Origin of the sequence: Pseudomonas sp. NY15437, from assembly GCF_048068435.1 — a bacterium.
Classification (GTDB): domain Bacteria; phylum Pseudomonadota; class Gammaproteobacteria; order Pseudomonadales; family Pseudomonadaceae; genus Pseudomonas; species Pseudomonas nitroreducens_B.
This window is the reverse complement of record NZ_JBLUQC010000012.1, coordinates 103,815-129,495: the sequence shown is the minus strand read 5'-3', so window position 1 is coordinate 129,495 and position 25,681 is coordinate 103,815. Positions and strand designations below refer to the sequence as shown.

Annotated in this window: 31 protein-coding genes and 1 riboswitch; of the genes, 19 read left to right on the top strand and 12 right to left on the bottom strand. The window is 67.7% G+C overall.

The window, feature by feature from the left end; genetic code table 11:
- Positions 1 to 10: 10 nt before the first annotated feature.
- Entirely contained in the window at positions 11 to 1,420 is a 1,410-nt protein-coding gene (ccoG, locus tag ACNFIA_RS23955; RefSeq protein WP_416789295.1) for a cytochrome c oxidase accessory protein CcoG, read from the bottom strand.
- Between the two features lie 345 nt (positions 1,421 to 1,765).
- On the opposite strand from ccoG, the gene ACNFIA_RS23950 reads away from it, so the two are divergent.
- The 4 genes from ACNFIA_RS23950 to ACNFIA_RS23935 all read left to right on the top strand — a co-directional run bounded on the left by ACNFIA_RS23950 (position 1,766) and on the right by ACNFIA_RS23935 (position 5,970).
- On the top strand, positions 1,766 to 3,430 hold the full coding sequence (locus ACNFIA_RS23950) for a nitrite/sulfite reductase (RefSeq protein ID WP_416789292.1): 1,665 nt from the start codon (positions 1,766 to 1,768) through the stop codon (positions 3,428 to 3,430).
- Positions 3,427 to 4,005: a DUF934 domain-containing protein gene (locus ACNFIA_RS23945; RefSeq protein WP_416789289.1), complete on the top strand. Its 579-nt coding sequence runs from the start codon at positions 3,427 to 3,429 to the stop codon at positions 4,003 to 4,005. Before ACNFIA_RS23950 ends, ACNFIA_RS23945 begins: the two co-directional genes overlap by 4 nt.
- A 140-nt stretch (positions 4,006 to 4,145) precedes the next feature.
- Entirely contained in the window at positions 4,146 to 5,030 is an 885-nt protein-coding gene (locus tag ACNFIA_RS23940; protein WP_259759066.1) for an NAD(P)-dependent oxidoreductase, read from the top strand.
- Entirely contained in the window at positions 5,023 to 5,970 is a 948-nt protein-coding gene (locus ACNFIA_RS23935) for an NAD-dependent epimerase/dehydratase family protein (protein ID WP_416789286.1), read from the top strand. Before ACNFIA_RS23940 ends, ACNFIA_RS23935 begins: the two co-directional genes overlap by 8 nt.
- Here ACNFIA_RS23935 and ACNFIA_RS23930 read toward each other — a convergent pair.
- The 6 genes from ACNFIA_RS23930 to ACNFIA_RS23905 form a co-directional block, all read right to left on the bottom strand.
- Positions 5,951 to 6,307, bottom strand: a complete 357-nt coding sequence (locus tag ACNFIA_RS23930) for a SirB2 family protein (RefSeq protein WP_416789283.1) — start codon at positions 6,305 to 6,307, stop codon at positions 5,951 to 5,953. The genes ACNFIA_RS23935 and ACNFIA_RS23930 overlap by 20 nt on opposite strands.
- Positions 6,308 to 6,364: 57 nt before the next feature.
- Positions 6,365 to 7,054 carry an OmpW/AlkL family protein gene (locus ACNFIA_RS23925; protein WP_416789281.1) on the bottom strand — a complete coding sequence of 230 codons (690 nt, stop codon included), beginning with the start codon at positions 7,052 to 7,054 and terminating at the stop codon, positions 6,365 to 6,367.
- Between the two features lie 135 nt (positions 7,055 to 7,189).
- Positions 7,190 to 7,708, bottom strand: a complete 519-nt coding sequence (locus ACNFIA_RS23920; protein ID WP_259759070.1) for a DUF3299 domain-containing protein — start codon at positions 7,706 to 7,708, stop codon at positions 7,190 to 7,192.
- Positions 7,709 to 7,732: 24 nt separating this feature from the next.
- On the bottom strand, positions 7,733 to 8,998 hold the full coding sequence (locus ACNFIA_RS23915; protein ID WP_259759071.1) for an ABC transporter permease: 1,266 nt from the start codon (positions 8,996 to 8,998) through the stop codon (positions 7,733 to 7,735).
- Between the two features lie 2 nt (positions 8,999 to 9,000).
- A complete protein-coding gene (locus ACNFIA_RS23910; RefSeq protein ID WP_416789277.1) occupies positions 9,001 to 9,708 on the bottom strand; it encodes an ABC transporter ATP-binding protein in 708 nt (235 codons plus the stop codon).
- 15 nt (positions 9,709 to 9,723) lie between these two features.
- Positions 9,724 to 10,302 (bottom strand): DUF2796 domain-containing protein, encoded by a 579-nt coding sequence (locus ACNFIA_RS23905; RefSeq protein WP_259759073.1) that lies wholly within the window; start codon positions 10,300 to 10,302, stop codon positions 9,724 to 9,726.
- 130 nt (positions 10,303 to 10,432) lie between these two features.
- Here ACNFIA_RS23905 and ACNFIA_RS23900 point away from each other — a divergent pair, with 130 nt between their 5' ends.
- Positions 10,433 to 10,786 (top strand): hypothetical protein, encoded by a 354-nt coding sequence (locus ACNFIA_RS23900; RefSeq protein WP_416789275.1) that lies wholly within the window; start codon positions 10,433 to 10,435, stop codon positions 10,784 to 10,786.
- A 179-nt stretch (positions 10,787 to 10,965) separates the two neighbouring features.
- Here the strand turns inward: ACNFIA_RS23900 and trxA are convergent, their stop codons facing one another.
- The 3 genes from trxA to ACNFIA_RS23885 all read right to left on the bottom strand — a co-directional run bounded on the left by trxA (position 10,966) and on the right by ACNFIA_RS23885 (position 13,160).
- Positions 10,966 to 11,835: a thioredoxin gene (gene trxA / locus ACNFIA_RS23895; RefSeq protein WP_416789272.1), complete on the bottom strand. Its 870-nt coding sequence runs from the start codon at positions 11,833 to 11,835 to the stop codon at positions 10,966 to 10,968.
- A 216-nt stretch (positions 11,836 to 12,051) separates the two neighbouring features.
- The gene (locus ACNFIA_RS23890) at positions 12,052 to 12,708 is read right to left on the bottom strand and encodes a class I SAM-dependent methyltransferase (RefSeq protein WP_416789270.1); all 657 of its coding nucleotides are present in this window, start codon (positions 12,706 to 12,708) and stop codon (positions 12,052 to 12,054) included.
- Positions 12,705 to 13,160, bottom strand: coding sequence for a YbaY family lipoprotein (locus ACNFIA_RS23885; RefSeq protein ID WP_416789268.1), 456 nt, complete (start codon positions 13,158 to 13,160; stop codon positions 12,705 to 12,707). Before ACNFIA_RS23885 ends, ACNFIA_RS23890 begins: the two co-directional genes overlap by 4 nt.
- 149 nt (positions 13,161 to 13,309) lie before the next feature.
- On the opposite strand from ACNFIA_RS23885, the gene nrdR reads away from it, so the two are divergent.
- The 13 genes from nrdR (at position 13,310) to ACNFIA_RS23820 (ending at position 23,164) form a co-directional block, all read left to right on the top strand.
- Positions 13,310 to 13,774 (top strand): transcriptional regulator NrdR, encoded by a 465-nt coding sequence (nrdR, locus tag ACNFIA_RS23880; RefSeq protein WP_259759078.1) that lies wholly within the window; start codon positions 13,310 to 13,312, stop codon positions 13,772 to 13,774.
- Entirely contained in the window at positions 13,771 to 14,871 is a 1,101-nt protein-coding gene (gene ribD, locus ACNFIA_RS23875) for a bifunctional diaminohydroxyphosphoribosylaminopyrimidine deaminase/5-amino-6-(5-phosphoribosylamino)uracil reductase RibD (RefSeq protein WP_416789265.1), read from the top strand. The genes nrdR and ribD overlap by 4 nt, the downstream gene beginning before the upstream one ends.
- Before the next feature lie 122 nt (positions 14,872 to 14,993).
- Positions 14,994 to 15,156: riboswitch (FMN riboswitch) on the top strand.
- 154 nt (positions 15,157 to 15,310) lie between these two features.
- Positions 15,311 to 15,979: a riboflavin synthase gene (locus ACNFIA_RS23870; RefSeq protein ID WP_416789263.1), complete on the top strand. Its 669-nt coding sequence runs from the start codon at positions 15,311 to 15,313 to the stop codon at positions 15,977 to 15,979.
- A 16-nt stretch (positions 15,980 to 15,995) separates the two neighbouring features.
- Entirely contained in the window at positions 15,996 to 17,102 is a 1,107-nt protein-coding gene (ribBA, locus tag ACNFIA_RS23865) for a bifunctional 3,4-dihydroxy-2-butanone-4-phosphate synthase/GTP cyclohydrolase II (protein ID WP_259759081.1), read from the top strand.
- Between the two features lie 130 nt (positions 17,103 to 17,232).
- Positions 17,233 to 17,709, top strand: coding sequence for a 6,7-dimethyl-8-ribityllumazine synthase (gene ribE, locus ACNFIA_RS23860; RefSeq protein WP_259759082.1), 477 nt, complete (start codon positions 17,233 to 17,235; stop codon positions 17,707 to 17,709).
- A 50-nt stretch (positions 17,710 to 17,759) separates the two neighbouring features.
- Positions 17,760 to 18,182 carry a transcription antitermination factor NusB gene (nusB, locus tag ACNFIA_RS23855; protein WP_416789394.1) on the top strand — a complete coding sequence of 141 codons (423 nt, stop codon included), beginning with the start codon at positions 17,760 to 17,762 and terminating at the stop codon, positions 18,180 to 18,182.
- Between the two features lie 102 nt (positions 18,183 to 18,284).
- On the top strand, positions 18,285 to 19,244 hold the full coding sequence (gene thiL, locus ACNFIA_RS23850; protein ID WP_416789259.1) for a thiamine-phosphate kinase: 960 nt from the start codon (positions 18,285 to 18,287) through the stop codon (positions 19,242 to 19,244).
- A gap of 2 nt (positions 19,245 to 19,246) precedes the next feature.
- Positions 19,247 to 19,762 (top strand): phosphatidylglycerophosphatase A, encoded by a 516-nt coding sequence (locus ACNFIA_RS23845; RefSeq protein ID WP_259759084.1) that lies wholly within the window; start codon positions 19,247 to 19,249, stop codon positions 19,760 to 19,762.
- 9 nt (positions 19,763 to 19,771) lie between these two features.
- Positions 19,772 to 20,545: a substrate-binding periplasmic protein gene (locus ACNFIA_RS23840; protein ID WP_259759085.1), complete on the top strand. Its 774-nt coding sequence runs from the start codon at positions 19,772 to 19,774 to the stop codon at positions 20,543 to 20,545.
- A gap of 4 nt (positions 20,546 to 20,549) precedes the next feature.
- Entirely contained in the window at positions 20,550 to 21,194 is a 645-nt protein-coding gene (locus tag ACNFIA_RS23835; protein ID WP_259759086.1) for a retropepsin-like aspartic protease family protein, read from the top strand.
- Between the two features lie 121 nt (positions 21,195 to 21,315).
- The gene (gene ribA, locus ACNFIA_RS23830) at positions 21,316 to 21,945 is read left to right on the top strand and encodes a GTP cyclohydrolase II (protein ID WP_259759087.1); all 630 of its coding nucleotides are present in this window, start codon (positions 21,316 to 21,318) and stop codon (positions 21,943 to 21,945) included.
- Complete coding sequence (locus tag ACNFIA_RS23825) at positions 21,942 to 22,358, top strand: MFS transporter (protein ID WP_416789253.1); 417 nt, start codon at positions 21,942 to 21,944, stop codon at positions 22,356 to 22,358. The genes ribA and ACNFIA_RS23825 overlap by 4 nt, the downstream gene beginning before the upstream one ends.
- A complete protein-coding gene (locus ACNFIA_RS23820; protein WP_416789250.1) occupies positions 22,358 to 23,164 on the top strand; it encodes a cobalamin-binding protein in 807 nt (268 codons plus the stop codon). The genes ACNFIA_RS23825 and ACNFIA_RS23820 overlap by 1 nt, the downstream gene beginning before the upstream one ends.
- A gap of 169 nt (positions 23,165 to 23,333) precedes the next feature.
- Here ACNFIA_RS23820 and ACNFIA_RS23815 read toward each other — a convergent pair whose 3' ends face one another.
- On the bottom strand, positions 23,334 to 24,347 hold the full coding sequence (locus tag ACNFIA_RS23815) for a zinc-binding alcohol dehydrogenase family protein (RefSeq protein ID WP_416789247.1): 1,014 nt from the start codon (positions 24,345 to 24,347) through the stop codon (positions 23,334 to 23,336).
- A gap of 27 nt (positions 24,348 to 24,374) precedes the next feature.
- A complete protein-coding gene (locus ACNFIA_RS23810; RefSeq protein WP_259759091.1) occupies positions 24,375 to 24,662 on the bottom strand; it encodes a putative quinol monooxygenase in 288 nt (95 codons plus the stop codon).
- Between the two features lie 104 nt (positions 24,663 to 24,766).
- On the opposite strand from ACNFIA_RS23810, the gene ACNFIA_RS23805 reads away from it, so the two are divergent.
- Positions 24,767 to 25,681, top strand: a complete 915-nt coding sequence (locus ACNFIA_RS23805; RefSeq protein WP_416789244.1) for a LysR family transcriptional regulator — start codon at positions 24,767 to 24,769, stop codon at positions 25,679 to 25,681.

The following is a 25,681-nucleotide window of genomic DNA, read 5'->3' as shown; positions in this document are numbered from 1 at the left end:
CTGGCCATGCTCAGCGTCTCGGCGAGACGAAGGTGCTGGCGGCGTCGACGTCTTCGTTGCCGTCACTGACCCTGAAGTGCAGCGGCACCGAACCACCGGCGCTGCTCTGCGCTTCACTGGCCACCGAGACGGCGAAGTCGCGGATCTCGCCCGGTTGCAGCATCAGCTCCGGCACGCCCTGCAGGCGGTAGCCGGCGCCGTCGGCGAGGCTCAGCTGGTAGTGCTGCGGCTGTTGGGTCTTGTTGATCAGCTTGAGGTTGTAGATGTTCTCGATCTCGCCGGCGGCATTCTCGCGGAACAGGCCGCGGTCGCGGGCCACGTCGAGGTTGATCAGCGGCCGTGCTTCCAGCGCCCAGACGAAGGCGCCGATCATCACCAGCAGCACCGCGGCGTAGCCGACCAGGCGCGGGCGCAGCAGGTGGGTCTTGCCGCCTTCGAGCGCGCGCTCGGAGGTGTAGCGCACCAGGCCGCGGTCATAGCCCATCTTGTCCATCACCGAATCGCAAGCGTCGACGCAGGCGGCGCAGCCGATGCAGGCGATCTGCAGGCCGTCGCGGATGTCGATGCCGGTGGGGCAGACCTGCACGCACTGGAAGCAGTCGATGCAGTCGCCCAGGCCGAGGGCCTTGGGATCGGCGTCCTTCTTGCGCGCACCGCGGGATTCACCGCGCGCCGCGTCGTAGGAAATGATCAGGGTGTCCTTGTCGAACATCACGCTCTGGAAGCGCGAGTACGGGCACATGTGGATGCACACCTGCTCGCGCAGCCAGCCGGCGTTGGCGTAGGTGGCGGCGGCGAAGAAGGCGACCCAGAAGCTGCTTTCCAGGTCCAGCTGCCAGGTGAACAGGTCCGCCACCAGCGGCCGTACCGGGGTGAAGTAGCCGATGAAGGTGATCGCCGTGACCAGGCTGATCAGCAGCCAGAGGCCATGCTTGGCACCCTTGCGCAGGACCTTCTCGATGCTGGCCGGGCCGGCGTCGCGCTTCATGCGCTGGTTGCGGTCGCCCTCGGTGACCTGTTCGGCCCACATGAAGATCCAGGTCCACACGCTCTGCGGGCAGGTGTAGCCGCACCACACGCGTCCGGCGAACACCGTGATGAAGAACAGGCCGAAGGCGGCGATGATCAGGATCGCCGAGAGCAGGATGAAGTCCTGCGGCCAGAAGGTCGCGCCGAAGATGTAGAACTTGCGCTCGGGCAGGTCCCAGAGCACCGCCTGGCGGCCGTTCCAGTTCAGCCACAGGGTGCCGAAGAACAGCAGGAACAGCAGGCCGCCGCCCAGGCGCCGCAGGTCGCGGAAGCGCCCGGCGAAGCGCTTGGTGTAGACCGTCGGGGTGACCGCGGAGAGCGGCTTGGACGGCGGGGTGAAACGTTGCGGTGCGTCGATCTCGATGACCTTCGCGGGGATTCTTTCGCTCATTGTCGTGGCCCATCAGGCAGAAGAGGCGCCGCGACTGTACGAATCCGTCTGCACCCGAAACAGATTCAGGTTCGCCGGAAAAAACCATATCAGATGCCGAAAAACGCCGCGGCCCGCGACGCCACGGGGCTGGCGTGCTGCGTCCCGCAGCGACTGATCGGGCCTGTTGCGGCAACCGGTCGCAGGCCCGCCACAGCAGGGCCGGGCCATATCTGATCCGGTTTTTCCCGCGCGATCTGCCGCTGTTTTGCACAGCAGGCCCCGGCCATAGTTCGGTCAACCCTGAAGTAGCGCGCTCGACGACAGAAGCAGGCCGCTACGCAACGTGCCGAAGGTGGCCTGGCGATGTACCGATACGATGATTACGACCGCGCGTTGGTGCGCGAACGGGTGGCGCAGTTCCGCGACCAGGTGCAGCGGCGCCTGAGCGACGAGTTGAGCGAGGAGGAATTCCTGCCGCTGCGCCTGCAGAACGGCCTGTACCTGCAGAAGCACGCCTACATGCTGCGGGTGGCGATCCCCTACGGCACCCTGTCCAGCGTGCAGATGCGCACCCTGGCCTGGATCGCCCGCGAGCACGACCGCGGCTACGGCCACTTCACCACGCGGCAGAACATCCAGTTCAACTGGGTGGAGCTGGCGCGCGTGCCGGACATCCTCGAGCGCCTGGCGGATGTCGAGATGCACGCCATCCAGACCTCCGGCAACTGTGTGCGCAACATCACCACCGAAGCTTTCGCCGGCGTCGCCGCCGACGAGTTCCTCGACCCGCGGCCGCTGGCGGAAATCCTCCGCCAATGGTCGACGGTGAACCCCGAATTCCTCTTCCTGCCGCGCAAGTTCAAGATCGCCCTCTGCGCCGCCGAGGAAGACCGCGCGGCGGTGATGATGCATGACATCGGCCTCTACCTGCGCCGCGCCGAGGACGGCGAGTTGCGCCTGAAGGTACTGGTGGGCGGCGGGCTCGGGCGCACGCCGATGCTCGGTCAGGTGATCCGCGACGACCTGCCCTGGCAACACCTGCTGTCCTATGTCGAAGCCATCCTGCGCGTGTACAACCGCCACGGCCGGCGGGACAACAAGTACAAGGCGCGGATCAAGATCCTGGCGAAGGCGCTGGGCATCGAGGCGTTCTCCCGCGAGGTGGAGGAGGAGTGGCAGCACCTGCGCGATGGCGAGGCGCAACTGACGCGGGACGAATACGAGCGGGTCGCCGCCGCCTTCGAGCCTCCGGTCTATGCCCCATCCGACGAGCTGGCCTACGGCTGCGCGCTGGCCGCCGACGCGGCGTTTGCCCGCTGGGCCTCGCGCAACGTGCGCCCGCACCGCGTGCCGGGGTATGCCAGCGTGGTGCTGTCCACCAAGCCGGGCGCCGAGGCGCCGCCGGGAGACGTCACCGCCGAACAGATGGAGTGCGTGGCCGACTGGGCCGAGCGCTTCGGCTTCGGCGAGATCCGCGTGGCCCACGAGCAGAACCTGGTGCTGCCGGACGTGCGCGAGTCCGACCTCCACGCCCTCTGGCGCGAGGCCTGCGCCGCGGGGCTGGGCACGCCGAACCAGGGGCTGCTGACCGACATCATCGCCTGCCCCGGCGGCGACTTCTGCGCCCTGGCCAACGCCAAGTCGATCCCCATTGCCCAGGGCATCCAGCAGCGCTTCGAGGACCTGGACTACCTGCACGACCTGGGCGAACTCAGCCTGAACATCTCCGGCTGCATGAACGCCTGCGGCCACCACCACATCGGCAACATCGGCATCCTCGGCGTCGATAAGAATGGCAGCGAGTGGTACCAGATCACCCTGGGCGGCGCGCAGGGCGCGAAGAGTGCGCTGGGCAAGGTGATCGGCCCGTCGTTCAGCGCCGCCGAGGTGCCGGACGTGATCGAGGCGCTGGTGCAGACCTACGTGGAACAGCGCGGCGCCGGCGAGCGCTTCGTCGAGACGGTGGAGCGCATCGGTCTGGAGCCCTTCAAGGCGCGGGTCTATCGCCAGGCGGAGGTGCCGGCATGAAGAATGTGATTCGCCTGCGCGAGTGTGTGGCAGAGGTGGCAGCGGACGATCCCTGGCAGCTGCTGCGCGAGGTGCCGGACGAACTTCCGGCCGGTCACCTGATCCTGCCGCTGAAGGAGTGGCTGGCTGGTGCTCCCTGTAGGAGTGAGGGGGACGCCATCGTTATTGCTCGCGAACAGAACTCCCCGGCAACTGCGCAGCCGGGCGATTCGCGAGCAAGCTCGCTCCTACAAAAGCATGGCGTCTGGTTATCGCCGGATGATGATCCTTACCAACTGGAGGGGCTGATGGCCCCGTTGCCCCTGATCGCCATCGACTTCCCCAGCTTCCGCGATGGCCGCGGCTACAGCCTGGCCTATCTGCTGCGCAGCCGCCTGGGCTGGTGCGGCGAGTTGCGTGCGGTGGGCGATGTGCTGCGCGACCAGTTGGCCCACCTGCGCCAGTGCGGTTTCGACGCCTTTGCGGTGCGCGAGGACAAGTCCGTGGAGGACGCGCTGAAGGGTCTGGCGGGCCTGAGCGTGCTCTACGGCCGCTCGGCGATCGAGCCGCGTCCGCTGTTCCGCCGACGCACCTAGCGGGTCACCGCTTCGTGCGTCCAGGGCTGCAGCGGGTCGGCCAAGCTTGACGCTGTGCCGGGGCGCAGGAAAAATGCGGGCATCATCCCCGGCGCCGTGCGCGCCGGCGGTAACCCACGGATTCGAGTGACCCCCCGAATATGCGCATGCGCCTGATGCTGTTGGGTGGCGGTAATGCCCTTGGACAGGCGCTGATCCGCCTTGGCGCCGAGGAAGACATCGGCTTCCTCGCTCCCCGGCCGCCCGAACAGGGCTGGGACGCGTCCAGTCTTACCGTCCTGCTGGACGAAACCCGCCCCGACGCGGTGATCAACCTCGCCTATTACTACGACTGGTTCCAGGCCGAGTCGGTCGACGCCGCCCGCCTGACCAGCCAGGAGCGCGCGGTGGAGCGTCTGGCCGAGCTGTGCCAGCACCATGAGATCCTGCTGATCCAGCCGTCCAGCTACCGCGTGTTCGATGGCGCCCGCGCCACCGCCTACAGCGAGAAGGACGAGCCGCTGCCGCTGGGCCCGCGTGGCCAGGCGTTGTGGCGCATGGAGCAGTGGGTGCGGGCGACCTGCCCGCGGCACGTGCTGCTGCGTTTCGGCTGGTTGCTGGACGACAGCGCCGACGGCGTGCTCGGCCGCTTCCTCGAGCGCGCCGAGAAGGAGCAGGTGCTGTTCCTCGCCGATGACCGGCGCGGCAACCCGACCCCGGTGGACGACGCCGCGCGGGTGATCCTGTCCGTGCTCAAGCAGCTCGACTGCCAGGCGCCGCTGTGGGGCACGTATCACTACGGCGGCCTGGAAGCCACCACCACCCTGTCCCTGGGCCAGGTGGTGCTCGGCGAAGCCCGCGCCTTCCATACCCTGGCCGTTCAGGAGCCGAGCCCGCAGGCCCACGCCGCGCGCCCGGACGCCGGCGACGAACCGCAACATGCGGTGCTCGCCTGCAAGAAGATCCTCCATACCTTCGGTATCAAGCCGCGCGCCTGGCGCGCCGGCCTGCCCGCCCTGCTGGACCGTTACTACCGCCATGTCTGATCGTCTATCCCCCTCCGCGCAGCCCATCCTCATCACCGGCGGTGCGGGGTTCATCGGTTCCCATCTGGCGGACGCGCTGCTGGCGCAGGGTTTTGCCGTGCGCGTACTGGACGACCTGTCCACCGGCAAGCGCGAGAACCTCGCCCCCCGCGTCGAGCTGATCGTCGGCAATGTCGCCGATGAAGCCGCGCTGCGCGGCGCACTGCACGGTTGCCAGGGCGTCGTGCACCTGGCGGCCATTGCCTCGGTGCAGGCCTCGGTGGAAGACCCGGTGGGCACCCACCGCGCCAACTTCATCGGCACCCTGAACCTCTGCGAGGCCATGCGTCAGGAGGGCATCCAGCGGGTGTTGTTCGCCTCCAGCGCGGCGGTCTACGGGCAGAACGGCGAAGGCACCGCCATCGACGAGGACGTGGTCAAGGCTCCGTTGACGCCCTATGCCGCGGACAAGTTGGCCAGCGAGTACTACCTCGATTTCTATCGCCGCGAGCATGGCCTGGAGCCAGCGATCTTCCGCTTCTTCAACGTCTACGGCCCGCGCCAGGATCCGTCCTCGCCGTATTCCGGGGTGATCAGCATCTTTGCCCGGCGCGCCGAGCAGGGCCTGCCGATCACCGTGTTCGGCGATGGAGAGCAGACCCGCGATTTCATCTATGTCGGCGACCTAGTCAAGCTGCTGGTGACGGCGCTGCTGGCGGATGAGGTGGCCGAGTCGGCGATCAATGTCGGCCTCGACCAGTCCACCAGCCTCAACCAGCTGCTCGCCGAGATCGGCAAGCTGACGGGCGGGCTGCCGGCTATTACCTACCAGCCGGCGCGCCACGGCGACATCCGCCACTCCCGCGCCGACAATCGCCGCCTGCTGGCGCGCTACAACCTGGATGCGCCGACGCCCCTGGCCGAGGGCCTGGCGCAGTTGATCACCACCAGGGTTTGTTGACCGCCAGATAGAAGACGCTGGCCAGCGAACTCAACGCCAGCGCACTGAGCACGGCCTTGCGCGGTTTCGATGCGCTGCGCAGCGCAAAGGCCGCCAGCACGATGTAGAGCACCAGCAGGCCGATCTTCACCTGCAGCCACACCGGCAGCGGCCAGGGCATGGCCAGGTGTACCAGGCCCAGCGCACTGAGCAGCAGCAGGGTGTCGACCAGATGGGGCAGGCCGCGTTGCCAGCCCGAGGAGCGCTTGCCCCACCAGCTCAGCCCCAGGCGCAGCAGGAAGAGCAGGGTGCTGATGATCGCCAGGCTGACGTGCAGTGCTTTGAGTTCGAGGTACATACCGGTTCCCTGAAAGTGAAAAAGGCGCCCTTGGGCGCCTTTTTCCTGTTTGCTCCGTCAGAAACGGTAGCCGAAACCAACCATGTAAACCCACGGATCGACGTCAACGTCGACTTTCACTTTGCCGACGCCATCCAGGTTGGTGGATGCCTTGGTATCGATGTCCATGTACCAGACCGCGGCGTTGACGAAAGCGTGTTCGTTGAGCATGTAGTCCATACCCAGTTCGGCGGCCAGACCCCAGGAGTCCTGCAGCTTCAGGTTGCTGAAGCCCTGGTCCTTGCGGGCGCTGGTCAGGTCTTCGTCGAAGAAGGTGGTGTAGTTCACGCCCAGGCCGCCGTAGGGCTGGAAGGCGGAGCCGGTGCCACCCATGGGGTAGTACTGCAGCAGGACGGTCGGCGGCAGTTGCTTGATATCGGCCAGCTTGCCATCCAGGCCACCCAGGCCTTTGACGTCGACCTGATGCTTGAACGGAGTGGCAGCGACCAGCTCGACGCCGATCTTGTCGGTGAGCAGGTAGCTGAAGGTGAGACCCAGCTGGGTGTCGCTGTCGACGGTGGCTTTGCCGCCCAGCGAGGTGCCATTGGCTTTCAGGCTGCCGCTGCTGTCGTCCGGATCGACCGTGGCAATACCGCCGCGTACCAGGAAATCGCCAGCCTGGTGACCACGGATGTCAGCGGCCTGGGCGGCGATGGGGGCCGCAACGGCCAGGGAAAGCAGAGAGGCGGTGAGCCAGGACTTACGCATGATGAGCTCCAATATCTCTTTGGTATAAGTGTTGGTGCTCAGAATAGTAGAGAGCACTAAAAGCGCACTTTTGACTTGGCTCAATAAAGTCCACAGACGGCACCCGGGCAAGGTGTGCGGCGAAGTGCCGCACCTTCACTGTCCGGTGTATTCGTAGGGTTCGATGCTGCTGGCCTGCATCTGGTAGCCGGCCTCGGCGAGGTCGCTCTCCACCGCCTTCACGCTCAGCGTGCCGATGATCCAGAACGGCTGGTAAAGCTCGTCGACTTTTACGCCCTTGCCGCCTCGAACATAAACGATCTGGTTGGACGGCGGCGGCGGCACGTGAATGCAGGCGCCGTAGTAGGGCACCAGCAGGAAGTCGCGTACGGTCTGGCCGTCCTCTTCCACCTCCAGCGGCACGATGTAGCCGGGCATCTTCACTTCCTGGCCGTCGAGTTTCTGCACCACCGGGGCATGGGGCGTCTGCTGCTTCACCGCCGGGCCGCTCTCCGCATTGAGCACGTCGGAGAGCTTGGACATATCGTGCAGCGGCACGGGCGGCGGGGGCGGCGGCGCGCCCTCGGGAATCAGCTCGGGCCAGGTCAGCTCGCGCGGCGCCGCCCAGACGGTGGCGCTGGTGGCGAGCAACAGCAGAAACAGCAGGCGACGCATGGGGCTTCCTCGCAAGGGCCTGGCTCAGAGGCGGATCGACAAGCCATCGGCCAGCGACTGCCGATAGGCGCGCCACGCCGGTACACAGCCGATCAGCAGCGCGGCCAGGAGTATGCCGCCCAGCAGCGTCCATTCATAGGCGCTGGGCAGCGCCAGGGGCAGGAAGATGCCGTAGTTCGCCTGCACATAGGCCTGGCTGCCGCCGATGCCGGCGTACAGCAGGCCGACGCCCAGCACCACGCCAGCCAGCGCCAGGGCGAAGGCTTCCGCCACCAGCAGGCTGAAGATGTGCCAGGGCCGCGCGCCCACCGAGCGCAGGATGGCCATTTCGCGGCGGCGCTCGTTGAGGCTGGTGAGGATTGCCGTGAGCATGCCGATCAAGCCGGTCAGGACGACGAACAGGGAGACCACGAACAGCGCCTTTTCCGCCGTGCCCATCAGCCCCCACAGCTCCTGCAGCGCCACGCCCGGGAGGATCGCCATCAGCGGCTCGCCGTCGTACTCGTTGATCTGCCGCTGCAGGGTGAAGGTCGCCACCTTGCTCTTGAGGCCCAGCAGGAAGGCGGTGATCGCTTTGGGCTGCAGGTCCATGGTGCGTGCCTGGTCCTCGCTGACGCGGTCGGCGCCGCGCGCCGGGACGCCGTTCTTCCAGTCGACGTGCAGCGCCTCCATGCCCTGCAGCGAAATGTGCAGGGTGCGGTCCACCGGCGTGCCGGTGCGCTTGAGGATGCCGACCACGGTGAACGGCTTGTCGTCGTGCTGCACCAGGCTGATGGTGCTGACGCCATGGGCGAGAACGATCCTGTCGCCGAGCTTGTAATGCAGTGCCTGCGCGACCTCCGCGCCGAGCACCACGTCGAACAGGTCCTGGCCGAACGGCCGGCCCTCGGCCAACTCCAGCGTCTGCCCGCGGCCGAAGCGATAGTGCTCGAAGTAGCCCGTGTCGGTGCCCATCACGCGGTAGCCGCGGTGCGAGTCGCCCAGGGAAATCGGGATCGCCCATTTCACCAGCGGGCTGTGGGTGACCGTCTCGTAGCTTTCCCAGCGGATGTTGTTGGTGGCGTTGCCGATGCGGAACACCGAGTAGAGCAGCAGGTTCACCGACCCGGAGCGTGCGCCGACGATCAGGTCGGTGCCGGAAATGGTGCTGGCGAAGCTGGCCTTGGCCTCGGTGCGCACGCGCTCCACCGCCAGCAGCAGGCAGGCGGAGAGGGCGATGGCGAAGATGGTCAGCCAGGCGGTGAAGCGGCGGTTGGACAGGCTGGCGAGTGCCAGGCGCAACAGGTACATGCTCAGATTCCCGGGGCGCGGGTGGCGCGGTTGAGGTCGGCGAGGGAGACGCTGCGGTCGAACAGCGGCGCGAGGCTCTGGTCATGGCTGACGAACAGCAGGCTGGCGCCGGCCTCGCGGCATTCGGCGAACAGCAGCTGGAGGAAGGCTTCGCGGGCGTCGCAGTCCAGGGCCGAGGTCGGCTCGTCGGCGATCACCAGTTCCGGCTGGCCGATCAGTGCGCGGGCGGCGGCAACGCGTTGCTGCTGGCCGATGGACAGGCTGTCGGCGCGGCGCTCGATCAGCGTGGCGTCGCCCAGGCCCAGGTGCCTGAGCAGGGTTTCCGCAGCCCTGGCGACGCTGCCATGGCGCAGCGTCGCTCGCTCGGACCGGCTGCGCGAGAAGTGGCAGGGCAGCTCGACGTTCTCGCGCACCGAGAGGAACGGCAGCAGGTTGAATTGCTGGAAGATGTAGCCGGTGTGGTCGACGCGAAAGTGATCGCGGCGCGCCGGCTTCATCTGCGCGATGTCCTCGCCCAGCAACTTCACGCTGCCACGCTGCGGGCGTTGCACGCCGCCGAGCAGGCCGAGCAGGGTGGTCTTGCCACTGCCGGAGGGGCCCTTGAGGAACAGGGTTTCGCCACGGGCCAGCGCGAAGGCGGGGATGTCCAGCAGCTCCGCCTGGCCGGGCCAGGCGAAACCGAGGTTGTCGAGTTCGAGCAGTGCGGTCATTTCAACGAGTCGGTATCAGAAGTTCAGGGTCGGGTTGGCGGCGGTCAATTCTGCACCTTGCTGGCCGCTCGGGCCGATCAGTTGTACCTGAATCTTCTGGGTCGCCGGGAAGCGTTTGAACAGCGGCGCGAAATCGAGGCTGGCCAGGTCCTGCGGCTGGGCGCAGGTCAACTGGTAATGAGCGTCGATGTCGGCGTGGTGATGGCCTTCGTGCTCGTCGTGGTCGCCGTCTGCGTGCTCATGGTCATGGTCGTCCTCGGCCTTGGGCGCGTCGCCGAACAGCGGGCTGGAGAGTTCCACCGACTGCACGGCGCACTTGGCCGACGCGGGAAGGGCGAGCAGTTGCAGCGGCTGCTTGAGCTGCGCCTGCACGGCCGCGACGGTCGCCTTGTCGGCGTCGCTGGTGGCGGCGTGCTCGAAGCCGACGAAGTTCATCGCCGGGCTGTCCATCTCCAGCTCCAGGGTCTTGCCGTCGAGGGCCACGTTGAGTTGGGCGACGCCATGCTCGTGCTTGCCGAGGCTCCCGTGTTCATGTTCGTCGTGGGCGTGGGCGGCGATGGGCAGCAGGGCGACGGCGAGGAGCAGGGGGCGCATGGGGAAACTCCGGAGTGGTGAATGATTTTGTTACGTTATAACAGGTTAAATATTAACGCCAGCTTAGCGTTCGTTTGGCGTCGCGCCGATGGCATGGGAGCATGCGCGAAAGGCCGCGAGGAGAAGGGCAATGCTGAGAATCAAGGGCACCATCGGCGACTGTCCGGTGGACCTCACCGTGGAGATGGACGACGCCGACTGGGTGCGGCTGGCGCAAAGCCTGCCGGCTGCCGCCGTGGCGCCTGCGGCCGCTGCTGAGCCGCCAGCGGCTGCCGGCGCGCCGGTGGATCAGCTGTGGCTGGCGGCGCAGGACCTGCTGCGCCGCAGCGGCAGCAGCGAGGGGCCGCAGCTGCTGGACGAGCTGGCGGCGCTGGCGGGCAGTTCAGGCGCGGCGAAGGGGCTGCTGGTGCGCCTGCGGCACAGCCCGAAGGTGAAGATCGAGGTGCGCGAGGGCGTGCAGGTGTTCAACTGGGTCGAGGATTAGTGCGGTTCGCGAGCAAGCTCGCTCCTACAGGTTTCAACGTGCGCTGGGTCTTGGCCGAATGCCGCGCGGCTCTTCGTAGGAGCGAGCTTGCTCGCGAATAGCCCCGCTGCGGGTTTGGTTCGTGAGCAAGCTCGCTCATACAATGTCGATTGCCCACCGCGAACGCGGCGGCGGATCGATCAATACAACACGTTCGCCAGCTTGCGGCGGTAGGCGATCACCAGCGGGTGGTCGTTGCCCAGCAGGTCGAATACCTGAACCAGCGTCTTGCGCGGCAGGTCCTCGCCGTAGCTGCGGTTGCGCACGAACAGCTTGAGCAGGGCGTCCAGCGCCGCCTCGTATTGCTGGCGGGCCAGTTGCTGGATGGCCAGCTGGTAGGTGGCTTCGTCGTCATTGGCGTCGGCGGCCAGGCGGGTCTTCAGCTCGGCGGCGTCGGGCAGGTCGGCCGCCTGGCGCAGGAAGGTCAGCTGGGCCTTGGCGGCGGCCAGCGCCTGCTTGTGGTCGTCGCTCTTCACCGCGTCGAGCACGGTCTCGGCCTCACCCAGCTCGCCGCGCTCGGCGAGGCAGCGGGCATAGAGGATCAGCGCAGCGGCGTTGGTGTTGTCCTCGCCCAGCAGCGCTTTCAATTGCGCTTCGGCGTCGGCGAAGCGGCCCTCGTTGAAGGCGGCCTGCGCCAGCTCCAGCGGATTGCCGGCGGCCGGGGCGGGCGGCTGGACGTGCTGTTCGAGCATCTGGCGGATCGCCGATTCGGGCTGCGCGCCGGCGAAGCCGTCCACCGGCTGGCCGTCCTTGAACAGCACCACGGTGGGCAGGCTGCGGATGCCGAAGCGCATCACGATGTCCTGCTCGACGTCGCAGTTGACCTTGGCCAGCAGCAATTCGCCCTGGTAGGACTCGGTGATCTGCGCCAGCAGCGGCATCAGCGCCTTGCACGGCGCGCACCAGTCGGCCCAGAAGTCCACCAGGACCGGCTTGTGGAAGGAGTTCTCGATGACGACCTGATCGAAGTTGGCGATGCTGGCGTCGAAGATGTAGGGCGTATCGCTCATGGGGAGTCTCGAATCGAGTGGGGCGATGAAGGTGGTTGCCACTATAAGTGGGGGCGCGGCCTGACGGAAACAACCCACACGCTGGCGCCGGCATTCCCTGTCGGAGCGTCCCATGGACGCGATCGCGGCATGGCCCGCTCCTACAGGGGCGCACCGGTCAGGCATTGAGCGTAGGAGCGGACTGCGTCCGCGATCGATCCACCCGCTGCGCCGAGGTCAGCCACGTTGCGCGTGGTACAGGCTCACATGGCGGAATTCGGCCGGCTCGGCCAGGTCCGGCCAGGTGCAGCCGTCGAGTATTCCCAGGCGCTGGTAGAGCGGATGGCTGAAGTCGCGGACCCGCGAGTCGGCCACCAGGGCTTCGCGGCCGCGGCTGAGGAACTCGTCCAGCAGCGGCAGGTTGGCGCGGTCGTAGAGCACGTCGGCGACGATGATCAGATCGAAGCGGTCCTCCTCCTGGAAGAAGTCCGCTGAGTAGGTCAGCTCCACGCCATTGAGCTCGGCATTGGCGCGGCAGGCGTCCAGCGCCAGCGGGTCGAGGTCGCAGGCCACCACTTCGGCGGCGCCGGCCTTGGCCGCGGCAATGGCGGAAATGCCGGAGCCCGCGCCGAAATCCAGCACGCGCTTGCCGTGCACCCAGTCGGGCCGTTCCGCCAGCCAGCGCGCCAGCACCAGGCCGCTGGCCCAGCAGAAGCACCAGTAGGGCGGCTCTTCGAGGATGCGCCGGGTTTCGTCGGGGCTGAACGCGCGGTCCATGTTCTGCGCGTCGATCAGCCAGAGGCGGATGTCGGTGCCGGGCAGGGTTTCCGCGCTCAGGCGTGCATCGCCCAGCAGTTCTCCCAGGGCCCGCTGCAGGGACAGCGGCGGCGTCACGGCGCGCGTTCCACGCGCAGTTCGCCCAGGGCGCGGGTTTCCGGCTGGGTGATGCGTACCGGTGGCAGGCGCCAGGCCAGTTGCCCTGACTGCGAGACGCGGCCGTGCAGTTCGACGCGGGCGCCGGCGGGGAAGGATTGCGGGTTGAACACCACGCGGAACGGCAGGGCCTGGCCGGTGGCGATCATCTTCTCGCTGGACAGCAACTGTTGCGGGCGGTCGCGCTGGTCGATCACCAGCAGCGCCAGCTCCACTTCGCTGCCCGCCGGCAGGAAGCCCTGGGCACTGCTGAGCTGGCCGGTGAGGGCGCGCATATTGGCCGGCACCGGCGCGTCCAGCGGCGATGACGATCGCTTCGAGACGGCGGCCGGCGGCGTGGCCGGCGCGGGCTTCTCGCTGGCGCAGGCGGCCAGCAGTACGGTCAGGGACAGGCAGAGCAGGCGGGCGAACATGGCGGACTCCATCGCGGCAGGTTCCAGGCGGGCGCCTGTATAGCCTAATGCCTGCGGCTTGTCTCGTGGGAGCGGGGTTTATTCGATCAAGCGATGCGCTACCATGAGGCTCTTATCTATTCCTCCGACAAGACTGCCCAAGACTCGCCATGCACTGTCCTTTCTGCGGCGCCCACGACACCAAAGTCATCGATTCGCGCCTGGTCGCCGAGGGCGACCAGGTTCGCCGGCGCCGCGAGTGCCTGGCCTGCGGCGAGCGTTTCACCACCTTCGAGACCGCCGAGCTGGTCATGCCACGCTTGATCAAGCAGGACGGCAGCCGCCAGCCCTTCGACGAAGACAAGCTGCGCGCCGGCATGCAGCGCGCGCTGGAAAAACGCCCGGTGAGCATTGAGCGGCTGGAGGAGGCGCTGGCCCACATCAAGCACAAGCTGCGCGCCACCGGCGAGCGCGAGATCAAGTCGCGGGTGCTGGGCGAGCTGGTCATGGCCGAGCTGCAGAAGCTCGATGAAGTCGCCTATATCCGCTTCGCCTCGGTGTACCGCCGCTTCCAGGACCTCAACGAGTTCCGCGAGGAAATCGAGCGCCTGGCCCGCGAGCCGTCCAAGGAATGAGCGAGGTGGACGAGTTCTGGATGGCTCGCGCCATTGAGCTGGCGCGCAAGGGCTGGTACACGACCCATCCCAACCCCCGTGTAGGCTGCGTCATCGTCCGCGATGGCGAGGTGGTCGGCGAAGGCTGGCACGTGCGCGCCGGCGAGCCCCACGCGGAAGTCCACGCCCTGCGCCAGGCCGGCGACAAGGCTCGTGGCGCCACCGCCTACGTCACCCTGGAGCCCTGCAGCCACTTCGGCCGCACGCCGCCCTGTGCCGACGCGCTGATCGGCGCCGGTCTCGCCCGCGTGGTCGCCGCCATGCAGGACCCCAACCCGCAGGTCGCCGGCAGCGGCATGAAACGCATCGCCGAAGCCGGTATCGAAGTTCGCTCCGGCGTGCTGGAGAGCGAAGCCCGCGCGCTGAACGTGGGCTTCCTCAAGCGCATGGAAACCGGCTTGCCCTTCGTCCGCGTGAAGCTGGCGATGAGCCTGGACGGCCGCACCGCCATGGCCAGCGGCGAAAGCCAGTGGATTACCGGCCCCGCTGCGCGCCGCGCCGTGCAGCGTCTGCGCGCGCAGTCCAGCGTGGTGCTTTCCGGCGCCGATACCGTGCTGACCGACGATGCCCGCCTGACCGTGCGCCCGGCCGAGCTGGGCCTGGACGCCGAGCAGACCGGGCTGGCCGCGCAGCGCCAGCCCTGGCGCGTGCTGATCGATGGGCGCCTGCGCGTGCCGCTGACCGCCACCTTCTTCCAGGCTGGCCCTGCCCTGGTGGTCAGCACCCGCGACGACCCGAACTACGCCGTGGTCGGCCACGAACTGCTGAACCTCGCCGGCCTCGATGGCCAGGTCGACCTGGCGGCGCTGCTGAGCGAACTCGGCCGCCGTGGCATCAACGAAGTGCTGGTGGAAGCCGGCCCGCGTCTGGCCGGCGCCTTCGCCCGCCTCGGGCTGGTGGACGAATACAGCATCTTCATGGCGCCCAAGCTGCTCGGCTCCTCCGCGCGCCCGCTGCTGGAGCTGCCGCTGGAGCGGATGAGCGAATCCCGCGAGCTGAAGATCGTCGACATCCGTGCGGTGGGGGACGACTGGCTGGTCACCGCCAGACCGCTGTGATGGCGCGGCGGGGCTTGGGTGCCTGGCTTGCCGGCGGGCGCGGAGCGATCAATAGGAAGCTTCCGACTTGCGCCCGCCTGTGGTAAAACGCCACACGCGGTCGATGCTGTAACGACCGCGATTGACGTTCTCAGGGCGGGGTGCAAGTCCCCACCGGCGGTAATGGCGCGCAATGCGTCTAGCCCGCGAGCGCCTGTCCAGACCGGTTCGCCGGATGGCCAGGGTCAGCAGACCCGGTGTGATTCCGGGGCCGACGGTAATAGTCCGGATGAAGAGAGAACGGGATGAGCCATCGGGGCGTGCCTGCGCACGCCCGTGAAATCCCTTCGATCGAGACGCCCTGTTTTTTAACCAAAACAGGAGTTCGCCACATGCACCATCGTTCCCAGTTGGCTACGCGGCCCTGCCGGCCAGCGGCCTTCGCCGTGCGGGAGGCCCCATGTTCACCGGCATAATCGAATCCATCGGCACCATTGCGGCCATCATCCCCAAGGGCGGTGACGTACGCCTGTACGTGAAGACCGGCAAGCTCGACCTCGCCGACGTCAAGCTCGGCGACAGCATCGCCGTCAACGGCATCTGCCTGACGGCGGTGGACCTGCCCGGCGACGGCTTCTGGGCCGACGTCAGTCGCGAGACCCTGGCGCGCACCGCCTTCGCCCAGCTCAAGATCGGCAGCCGGGTGAACCTGGAAAAGGCCCTGACCCCGACCACCCGCCTGGGCGGCCACCTGGTCAGCGGCCACGTCGACGGCGTCGGCGAGATCGTCAAGCGCGAGGAAAACGCCCGCGCCATCCAGTTCACCGTGCGTGCCCCGCGCGAGCTGGCCAAGTACATCGCGCTCAAGGGCTCGATCACCGTGGACGGCACCAGCCTGACGGTGAACGCGGTCAACGGCGCCGAGTTCGAGCTGACCATCGTCCCGCACACCGTGCAGGAGACCATCATGGCCGACTACCGCGGTGGTCGCCTGGTCAACCTCGAAGTGGACCTGCTGGCGCGCTACCTGGAGCGTCTGCTGCTGGGCGACAAGGCGGCGGAACCCGCCGCTGGCGCTGGCGGCATCACCGAAGCATTCTTGGCCGAAAACGGCTTTCTGAAACACTGATAAGGCTCGTCCCCGTATGGCACTCAACAGCATTGAAGAACTGCTCGACGACATGCGTCAGGGCAAGATGGTCATCCTCATGGATGACGAGGACCGCGAGAACGAAGGCGACCTGATCATCGCCTCCGAGTGCGTCCGCACCGAAGACATCAACTTCATGGCCCGCTTCGCCCGTGGCCTGATCTGCATGCCGATGACCCGCGAGCGCTGCGAGCGCTTAGGGCTCCCGCTGATGGTGCAGCGCAACGGCTCCGGCTTCGGCACCAAGTTCACCGTCTCCATCGAGGCCGCCGAAGGCGTCACCACCGGCATCTCCGCCGCCGACCGCGCCCGCACCGTGCAGGCCGCCGCGGCGAAGAACGCCGTCGCCGCCGACATCGTCAGCCCCGGCCACATCTTCCCGCTGATGTCGCAACCCGGCGGCGTGCTGGCTCGCGCCGGCCATACCGAAGCAGCCTGCGACCTGGCGCGCATGGCCGGGTTCGAGCCGTCCGGGGTGATCTGCGAGATCATGAACGACGACGGCACCATGGCCCGTCGCCCGGAACTGGAAGAGTTCGCCAAGCAGCACAACATCAAGATCGGCACCATCGCCGACCTGATCCACTACCGCCTGATCCACGAGCGCACCGTCGAGCGCCTGGCCGAGCAGAAGCTGGACACCGAACTGGGCCAGTTCAACCTGATCACCTACCGCGACTCCGTGGAAGGCGACGTGCACCTGGCGCTGACCCTGGGCAATGTCTGCCCCGAAGAGCCGACCCTGGTGCGCGTGCACAACCCCGACCCGCTGCGCGACCTGCTGATGGTCAACCAGGCGGGCCGCTGGAGCCTGCGCGCGGCCATGGCCAAGGTGGCCGAGGCCGGCTCCGGCGTGGTCCTGCTGCTGGGCCACCAGGTGGGCGGCGACGACCTGCTGGCGCATGTCCGCGAAATCACCAACACCCCGGCGCCAGTGCAGAAGCCGACCACCACCTACAGCACCGTGGGTGCCGGTTCGCAGATCCTGCGCGACCTGGGCGTGCGCAAGATGCGCCTGATGTCGGCGCCGATGCGCTTCAACGCGATATCCGGTTTCGACCTGGAAGTTGTAGAATATCTGCCCGCTGACGGGCAGCACTGATTGCGCGCGACGCACTCGGTACTCCCCGAATGAACCTCGCCGCCGTGCCCCGGCACGGCGGCGCCGTTCTTCTACCCTATTTGCGGAGCGCCACGCTGACGCTCCGGCTCTTTAACAGTGAGACTTGCCCATGACCCTGAAGACCATCGAAGGTACCTTCATCGCCCCCAAAGGCCGCTTTGCCCTGGTGGTTGGCCGCTTCAACAGCTTCGTGGTGGAAAGCCTGGTGGAAGGCGCCATCGACGCGCTGGTGCGCCACGGCGTTGCCCAGGACGACATCACCGTGATCCGCGCGCCGGGCGCCTTCGAAATCCCGCTGGTGGCGCAGAAAGTCGCCCAGCGCGGCGAGTTCGACGCCATCATCGCCCTCGGCGCGGTGATCCGTGGCGGCACCCCGCACTTCGAATACGTAGCCGGTGAGTGCACCAAAGGTCTGGCGCAGGTTTCCCTGCAGTTCGGCGTGCCGGTCGCCTTCGGCGTGCTGACTGTCGACTCCATCGAACAAGCCATCGAGCGCTCCGGCACCAAGGCCGGCAACAAAGGCGCCGAAGCTGCCCTGTCCGCCCTGGAAATGGTGAGCCTGCTGTCGCAGCTGGAGGCCAAGTGAGCCAGGACAGCGGCACTCCGGCAAAGCCCGCCAAGCCGAACAAGATCGCCATGCGCCGCAAGGCCCGCAGCCTCGCGGTGCAGGCCCTGTACTCCTGGCAGATGGCTGGCCAGCCGCTCAACGAGATCGAGGCGACCTTCCGCACCGACAACGATTTCAGCGATGTCGACGGCGCCTACTTCCACGAGATCCTGCACGGCGTGCCGCGCCTGAAGAGCGACCTGGACGAGGAATTCACTCCGTGCCTGGATCGCCCGCTGGAAGAGATCGACCCGGTGGAACTGGCCATCCTGCGCCTGGCTACCTATGAGCTGCGCAACCGCCTGGACGTGCCGTACAAGGTCGTCATCAACGAAGGCATCGAGCTGGCCAAGACCTTCGGCGCCACCGACGGACACAAGTTCGTCAACGGCGTGCTGGACAAGCTCGCTCCGCGCCTGCGGGCAGCGGAACTGCGCGGCGCCAAGCGCTGAGACCCTGTCCATGCTCCTACTGCGAGACCGTGATCGGAACTCATGCGCTGCTCTTCGTTCCGCTGGCGGCCTCTCGCTACAGAGCCTGGACCGGTTCTGAGCATGGGTGAGTTCGAGCTGATCCGTCGCTACTTCGCCTCGGCCGCCTGTGCGGCCGGCGGCGAGGCAGTGGCCTTGGGGATCGGCGACGACTGTGCGCTCCTTGCGCCCAAGGCCGGCGAACAGCTGGCAATCTCCACCGATACCCTGGTCGTCGGCGTGCATTTCCCGGCCGTCTGCGATCCCTTCCTGCTCGGCCAGCGCGCCCTGGCGGTGTCCGCCAGCGACCTGGCGGCCATGGGCGCCGCGCCCATCGGCTTCACCCTCGCCCTGACCCTGCCCGAGGCCGACCCGGCCTGGCTGGAGGGGTTTGCCCGTGGTCTGAACCAGAAGGCGCAGGAATGCGCGCTGGCGCTGATCGGCGGCGATACCACCCGTGGCCCGCTGGCGATGACCGTCACCGTGTTCGGCGGCGTGCCCGCCGGGCAGGCGCTGACCCGCGCCGGCGCCCGACCGGGCGACCTGCTCTGTGTCGGCGGCCCGCTGGGCGAGGCGGGCGGGGCGTTGCCGCTGGTGCTGGGCGAGATGAGCGCCGAGCCCTGGATTGCCGAGCCGCTGCTGGCGCGCTACTGGTCGCCGCAGCCGCAACTGGACTTCGGCCAGGCATTGCGCGGCAAGGCCACGGCGGCGCTGGATATTTCCGACGGGCTGCTGGCCGACTGCGGCCATATCGCCCGCGCCTCCGGCGTGGCGCTCGTGGTGGAGGCCGACAGGCTGCCGGAAAGCCCGGCGCTGCACGCCCTGCTCGGCGCGGAACGCGCGCTGCAACTCAAGCTGGGCGCCGGCGACGATTACGTGCTGGCCTTTACCCTGCCCGCCGAGCACCTGCCGGCGCTTTCGGCGAACTGGCCGGCCCTGCGCGTGGTCGGTAGGGTGGAAGCCGGTTCGGGCGTGCGCGTGCTCGATGGCGCTGGCGCCGACATCACGCCGCGTCAGGGCGGCTATCTGCATTTCATGGAGTGACCGTGACAGAACACCCCGATCAGGCCCCGGCCCAACCCGTGCCCCATTCGGTATGGCGCAATCCCTGGCACTTCCTGGCCTTCGGCTTCGGCTCGGGCACCTTGCCCAAGGCGCCAGGCACCTGGGGTTCGCTCGTTGCGCTACCCTTCATACCACTGTGGCAGATGCTGCCGGACTGGGGTTACTGGCTGATGCTGGGCGTCACCATGCTGTTCGGCTTCTGGCTGTGCGGCAAGGTCGCCGACGATCTGCGCGTGCACGACCATGAAGGCATCGTCTGGGACGAAATGGTCGGCATGTGGATCACCCTCTGGCTGGTGCCGGAAGGCTGGTGGTGGTTGCTGGTGGGTTTCGTGGTGTTCCGCATCGTCGACATCGCCAAGCCCTGGCCGATCAGCTGGATCGACCGCAACGTCCACGGCGGCGTCGGCATCATGCTCGATGACGTGCTGGCCGGTGTCTTCGCCTGGCTGGTGATGCAAGGCCTGACATGGGGTTGGGCCCACTGGCTGATCTGAGGACGAGCGATGCGCCGACTGCTGTGCCTGCTCCTCTGCCTGTGCTGGCTGCCGGCGCTTTCCACCCCCTCGGCCCTGGCCGCCGAAACCCCCGCCGGGCTGCCGGCGGAGATCCGCGTGGTCAGCGAGGTCTGGATCAACTACAGCCAGGCCGACGGCCGTGGCCTGGCCTGGGACCTGCTGCGGGCGATCTACGAGCCCGCGGGCGTCCGCCTGAGCCTGCGCAGCGAACCTTACGTGCGCTCGGTCGGGCTGGTGCAGCGCGGCGAAGCGGACGCCTGGGTCGGCTCCTACCGCAATGAAATCGACCACGTCATCTATCCGCACTGGCCCTATGACGTCGACCCCATCGGCGCGCTGGGCCTGAAGACGTCGGCCGCCCCGACTCTGGCCACGCTGGACCGCTACCGCCTGGCGTGGATGCGCGGCTACGCCTTCGATCGCTACCTGGACCATCTCAAGCAGCGCAACGAACTGCAACGCCGCAGCTCCGCGCTGCCCATGCTCGACGGCCACCGCATCGACTACTTCATCGATGCGCGGCCGGAGCTGGAGGAGATGATCGCGGCGACGGGTGTCGACGCCAGCGCGTACCGCATCACCGATGTCGGCTCGATTCCGCTGTATCTTGGTTTCGCCAACAATGACCGTGGGCGTGCGCTGGCGAAACTCTACGATTCGCGCATGCAGGCCCTCTACCGCAGCGGCGAGCTGGAGCGCCTCTTCGCCCGCTGGCACTGGCCCTACGCCCCGCTGAAACCGTTGCTGCCGCCCAAGGAGTGATCGCATGCGCCTGTCTGCCCTGATCTGCCTGTCCCTCTGCTCCCTCGCCGCCGTGGCGGCGCCCCAGGTGCAGGTGGTCGGTCTGTTTCCCGGCGCCGCGGTACTCAGCGTCGACGGCCAGCGCAAGCTGGTGAAGGTCGGGCAGACGGGGCCGGAAGGCATCCAGGTGGTCAGCGCCGACAGCCACAAGGCGGTGCTGCGCGTGGGTGGCGTCGAGCAGACCTACGAGCTGAGCCGCGAATACAACACCGAGGGCTATGCCGCGCCGGCCGCGCGCACCCAGATGAGCATCGCCCGCGGCACCGGCGGCCACTACTGGGTGGCGGGCACCATCAACAACCAGAGCGCGCAGTTTCTGGTGGATACCGGCGCCACCTCGGTGGCGATGAACGAAGGCCAGGCCCGCCGCCTTGGCCTGGACTACCGCGCCAGCGGCACGCCGATGATGGCGTCTACCGCCAGCGGCACGGCCAAGGGCTGGCGGGTGACGCTCAACAGCGTCAAGCTCGGCGGCGTCGAGGTCCTGGGTGTCGAGGCGGTGGTGCTCGAAGGCGAGTTCCCCACCGACATCCTGCTGGGCATGAGTTACCTCAACCGCGTGGGCTGGCGTGAAGAGCAGGGCATCATGTACATCCAGGCCAAGCAATGACCGCGCGGTTTCTATCAACCGCGTCGATGCTTATCTTGCAGAATTCGCAATGACGGCGCGGCCGGTGCTGCTGTTACAATGCCGGTCCTCCTTCCTTAGATAAATCTTTCAGGAGTTTCCGGTGTCTGTCGTTTTCGTCGCCGCCTCCAAGCTGCCCACTCCCTTCGGCGAATTCACCATGCATGGCTTCCTCGACGAGGAAACCGGCAAGGAACACGTCGCCCTGACCATGGGCACGCTCGACGACGGCCAGCCGGTGCTGGGGCGTCTGCATTCCGAGTGCCTCACCGGCGATGCGCTGTTCAGCCTGCGCTGCGACTGTGGCTTCCAGCTCGAGGGCGCGCTCTCGGCCATCGCCAACGAAGGCCGCGGCGTGCTGCTGTACCTGCGCCAGGAAGGCCGTGGCATCGGCCTGCTCAACAAGATCCGCGCTTACGCCCTGCAGGATGAAGGCGCCGACACAGTGGAAGCCAACCTGGCTCTGGGCTTTGGCGCCGACCAGCGCGACTATGCCATGTGCCTGCCGATGCTCCAGCACCTGGGCGTCTGCTCGCTCAAGCTGATGACCAACAACCCGCGCAAGGTGAAGGCGCTGGAAGGCTACGGCCTGACCGTCGCCGAGCGCGTACCGCTGCAGAAGGGCCTGAACCCGCACAACAAGCGCTACCTGCAGACCAAGGCCGGCAAGCTGGGCCACATGCTGGGCAACATGCACCAGGGCGAAGCCGAGGCCGAGGTCTCCGCGTCGTGAACCGCGCCGCCGCCCGGCGCCGCTTGAACCTGCTCTGGTGGCTGCTGCTGGCCCTCGCGCTGGCGCCGCAGCAATTGATGCTGGCGCTGGTGGGCGATGCGCCCGGGCCAGAATCCCTCGCCACGCCGGTGTTCGTCGTCGGCCTGCTGTCGATGTTCCTCACCCTGCCGCTGTTCCGCCGCTACAAGCATGCGCTGATTGCCACCGGCAAGGCCCGCGACGGCGCCGACGAGCCCGCCGCCTGGCAGGCGCTGGGTAGCGCGCAGCGCCGCGGTGCGCTGGTCGGCAGCCTGCCGGCCTGGATCGGCGCGCTGGCGGTGCTGGTCGACCTGCATGGCGTGCCGGTCCTGCTGCTGGGCTTCGCCAGCCTGATCATCCTCTGGCTGTACCGCCTGCCGCGCCAACTGGCCTGATGCGCCGTCTCCTCTGCCTGCTCCTGCTGCTCGCCGGCCTTCCCGCTGCGGCGGCGGAGCGGGTGGTCAGCCTGGCGCCCTCGCTCACCGACATGGTCCTCGAACTGGGCGCCGCCGACCGGCTGGTCGGCCTTCTGGATGGCGCCCCGCGTCCGGATTCCCTGCAGGCCCTGCCGTCCGTCGGTCGCTACGGTCAGGTCAACCTTGAACAGATCCTCGCCCTGCAACCCGACCTGCTGCTGGTCTGGCCCGGCGCCGTGCCCGAGGCACAGCTGCAGCGCCTGAAGGGCGTCGGCATTCCGCTCTTTGTGGCCGACCCGCACCATCTGCAGGATATCTCCCGGCAATTGCTCGAACTGGGCGAGCGCCTGGGCCAGGCGGAGAAGGGCCGTGAGCTGGCGCAGGCCTTCGATGCACGCGTGGCGCAGCTGCGCGCGCAGTACCGCCGCGAGCCGCCGCTCAAGGTGTTCTACCAGGTGTGGGATCGCCCGCTGTACACGGTCGGTGGGCGGCAGATCATCAGCGAGGCGCTGGAGGTTTGCGGTGGCCGCAACCTGTTCGCCGATCTCGACCTGCCGGCGCCTCAGGTTGGCCAGGAGGCCGTGTTGGCGCGCGACCCGCCGGTGATCCTGGCGGCCAGTGACGACCAGCTGCGGGGCTGGGCCAGCATGCAGCAACTTCGCGCCACACGGCTGAAGCAGCTCTGGGTGGTGCCGGATCGCAACCTGGAGAGACCGAGCTTCGCGATGCTCGACGCCACGGAAAAGCTCTGCCGGTTGCTGGCGGGGGCCAAGGCCGGCAACTGAGCGGGCCGGGGTTCGCGAGCAAGCTCGCTCCTACAATTTGCCGTAAACGCCGACGTGGCTCTTCGTAGGAGCGAGCTTGCTCGCGAACGGCCCTCTACACAGGTGCCCCCGGTAGGAGCGCCCGTGGGCGCCATCGCGGGCATGGCCCGCTCCTACAGGCAGCGGCGGGTCAGAACCCTTCCAGCACGATCTTGCCCTTGGCCGTGTTGCTTTCCAGCAGCGCATGGGCGCGGCGCAGGTTGGCGGCGTCGATCTTGCCGAAGTGCTCGCCCAGGGTGGTTTTCAGCACGCCGCTGTCGATCAGCCCGGCCACGCGCTGCAGCAGGTTGTGCTGCTCGATCATGTCGTCGGTGTGGAACATCGAGCGGGTGTACATGAACTCCCAGTGCAGCGACAGGCTCTTCTGCTTGAGCAGGCGCACGTCGAGGTTGTCCGGATCGTCGATCAGCGCCAGGCGGCCTTGCGGGCGCAGGCTGGCGACGATTTCAGGCAGGTGTTGCTCGGTCTGGTTCAGGCTGGCCACGTGGGTGACTTCGCCGACGCCGATGCGCTTGAGTTCTTCGCTGAGCGGCTTGCGGTGGTCGATCACATGGTGCGCGCCGAGGTTGCGGACCCACTCCTGGGTTTCCGGGCGCGACGCGGTGCCGATCACGGTCATGCCGGTGAGCTGGCGTGCCAGCTGGGTCAGGATCGAGCCGACCCCGCCGGCGGCGCCGACGATCAGCAGGCTCTGCCCGGCGCTGGCCTGGCCCTCGGCCACCTGCAGGCGGTCGAACAGCAGTTCCCAGGCGGTGATGGTGGTCAGCGGCAGGGCGGCGGCGTGGGCGAAGTCCAGGCTCTTCGGCATCGGGCCGACGATGCGCTCGTCCACCCGCTGCAGCTCGGCGTTGCTGCCGGGGCGGGTCAGGTCGCCGGCGTACCAGACCTTGTCGCCGGGCTTGAACAGGCTGACCTCGCTGCCCACCGCGCGGACCACGCCGGCGGCGTCCCAGCCGAGCACCTTGTACTGGCCCTCGGCGGGCTGGGCGCGCTGGCGGACCTTGGTGTCCACCGGGTTGACGGAGATGGCGCGGACTTCCACCAGCAGGTCGCGCGGGCCGGGCGTGGGCTCGGGCAGCTGGATGTCGATCAGCGAGTTGGCGTCGCTGCTGGGCAGGCTCTGGGTGTAGCCGATGGCTTTCATGGGCGTGTTCCTATGGGGTGGAAACGATCAGTCGATGCGGTTCATCAGGCGGATGTCGAGTTCCGCCAGGTCCGCTTCGGCGGCCTTCACGAAGGCCTGGAAATGCGGCGTGGCCTCGTGCTCGGCCAGGGCCTCCTCGTCGCGCCATTGCTCGATCATGTAGATCAGGTCGGCGTCCTTGAGGTCGCGGTGCAGGTCGTACTGCAGGCAGCCGGCCTCGGCGCGGGACGGTGCGAGCAGGCCGTGCAGGCGCTCCTGCAGGCTGTCGGCGCGGCCGGGTTTGGCGCGAATGATGGCAATCAGGGTCAGGCTCATCCGTGTATCTCCAGGTGAGGCGGGGAAGGTGAGGGCATGCTGCTCTCTTTCGCTGGCAAGAAAAACCGCGTAAATAGAGAGTCTCTTTCAAAGGATTTTTGAAAATGCTGCGTTTCGACGACCTGCAGATCTTCGTCCGCACCGCCGAGCGCGGCAGCCTCTCGGCGGCTGCCCGCGAGCTGGAGCTGTCGCCAGCCGTGGCCAGCGCGGCGCTCAAGCGCCTGGAAAGCGAGCTGGATGTGCGCCTGTTCGCCCGCTCCACCCGCAGCCTGCGCCTGACCGCCGAGGGCGAGCTGTACCTGGCCCACGCCCGGGCCGCGTTGCAGAGCCTGGACGATGGGCGCCAGTTGCTCGCCGGTGGCAAGAGCGAGATCGCCGGGAATTTCCAGGTCTCGGCGCCGTCGGATTTCGGCCGCAATGTGCTGCTGCCCTGGCTCGACGAATTCCAGGCGCTGCACCCGCGGATGAACCTGCGCCTGCTGATCAGCGATCGCCAGGTCGATCTCTACCGCCAGCCGGTGGACGTGGCCTTTCGCCTCGGCCTGCCGGGCGACTCGAACCTGGTGGCGCTGCCGCTGGCGCCGGACAACCGCCGGGTGCTGTGCGCCGCGCCGGAGTATTTCGCCCGCCACGGCAAGCCCACGCACCCGGACGACCTGCAACGGCACAACTGCCTACTGTACATGCTCGGCGGCCGCGCCCACGAACGCTGGCGCTTCAGCGACAGCCGCAAGCAGCACGAGGTGACGGTGAGCGGCGACCGCCTTTGCGACGATGCCGACGTGGTGCGGCGCTGGGCCGTGGCGGGGCAGGGGCTGGTGTACAAGTCCTGGCTGGACGTGGCGGCCGACGTGCGCGCCGGCCGGCTGGAGGTGGCGCTGGCGGATTACCTGGGCGAGGCCACCCCGATGAACCTGTTCTGCACCCACCGCGCCCAGCTCAGCCGGGCGGTGACGCAGCTGCGCAAGTTCGTCCAGCTGCGCTGCGCCGAGCACATGCGCGGCTGCCCCTGGGCCTGA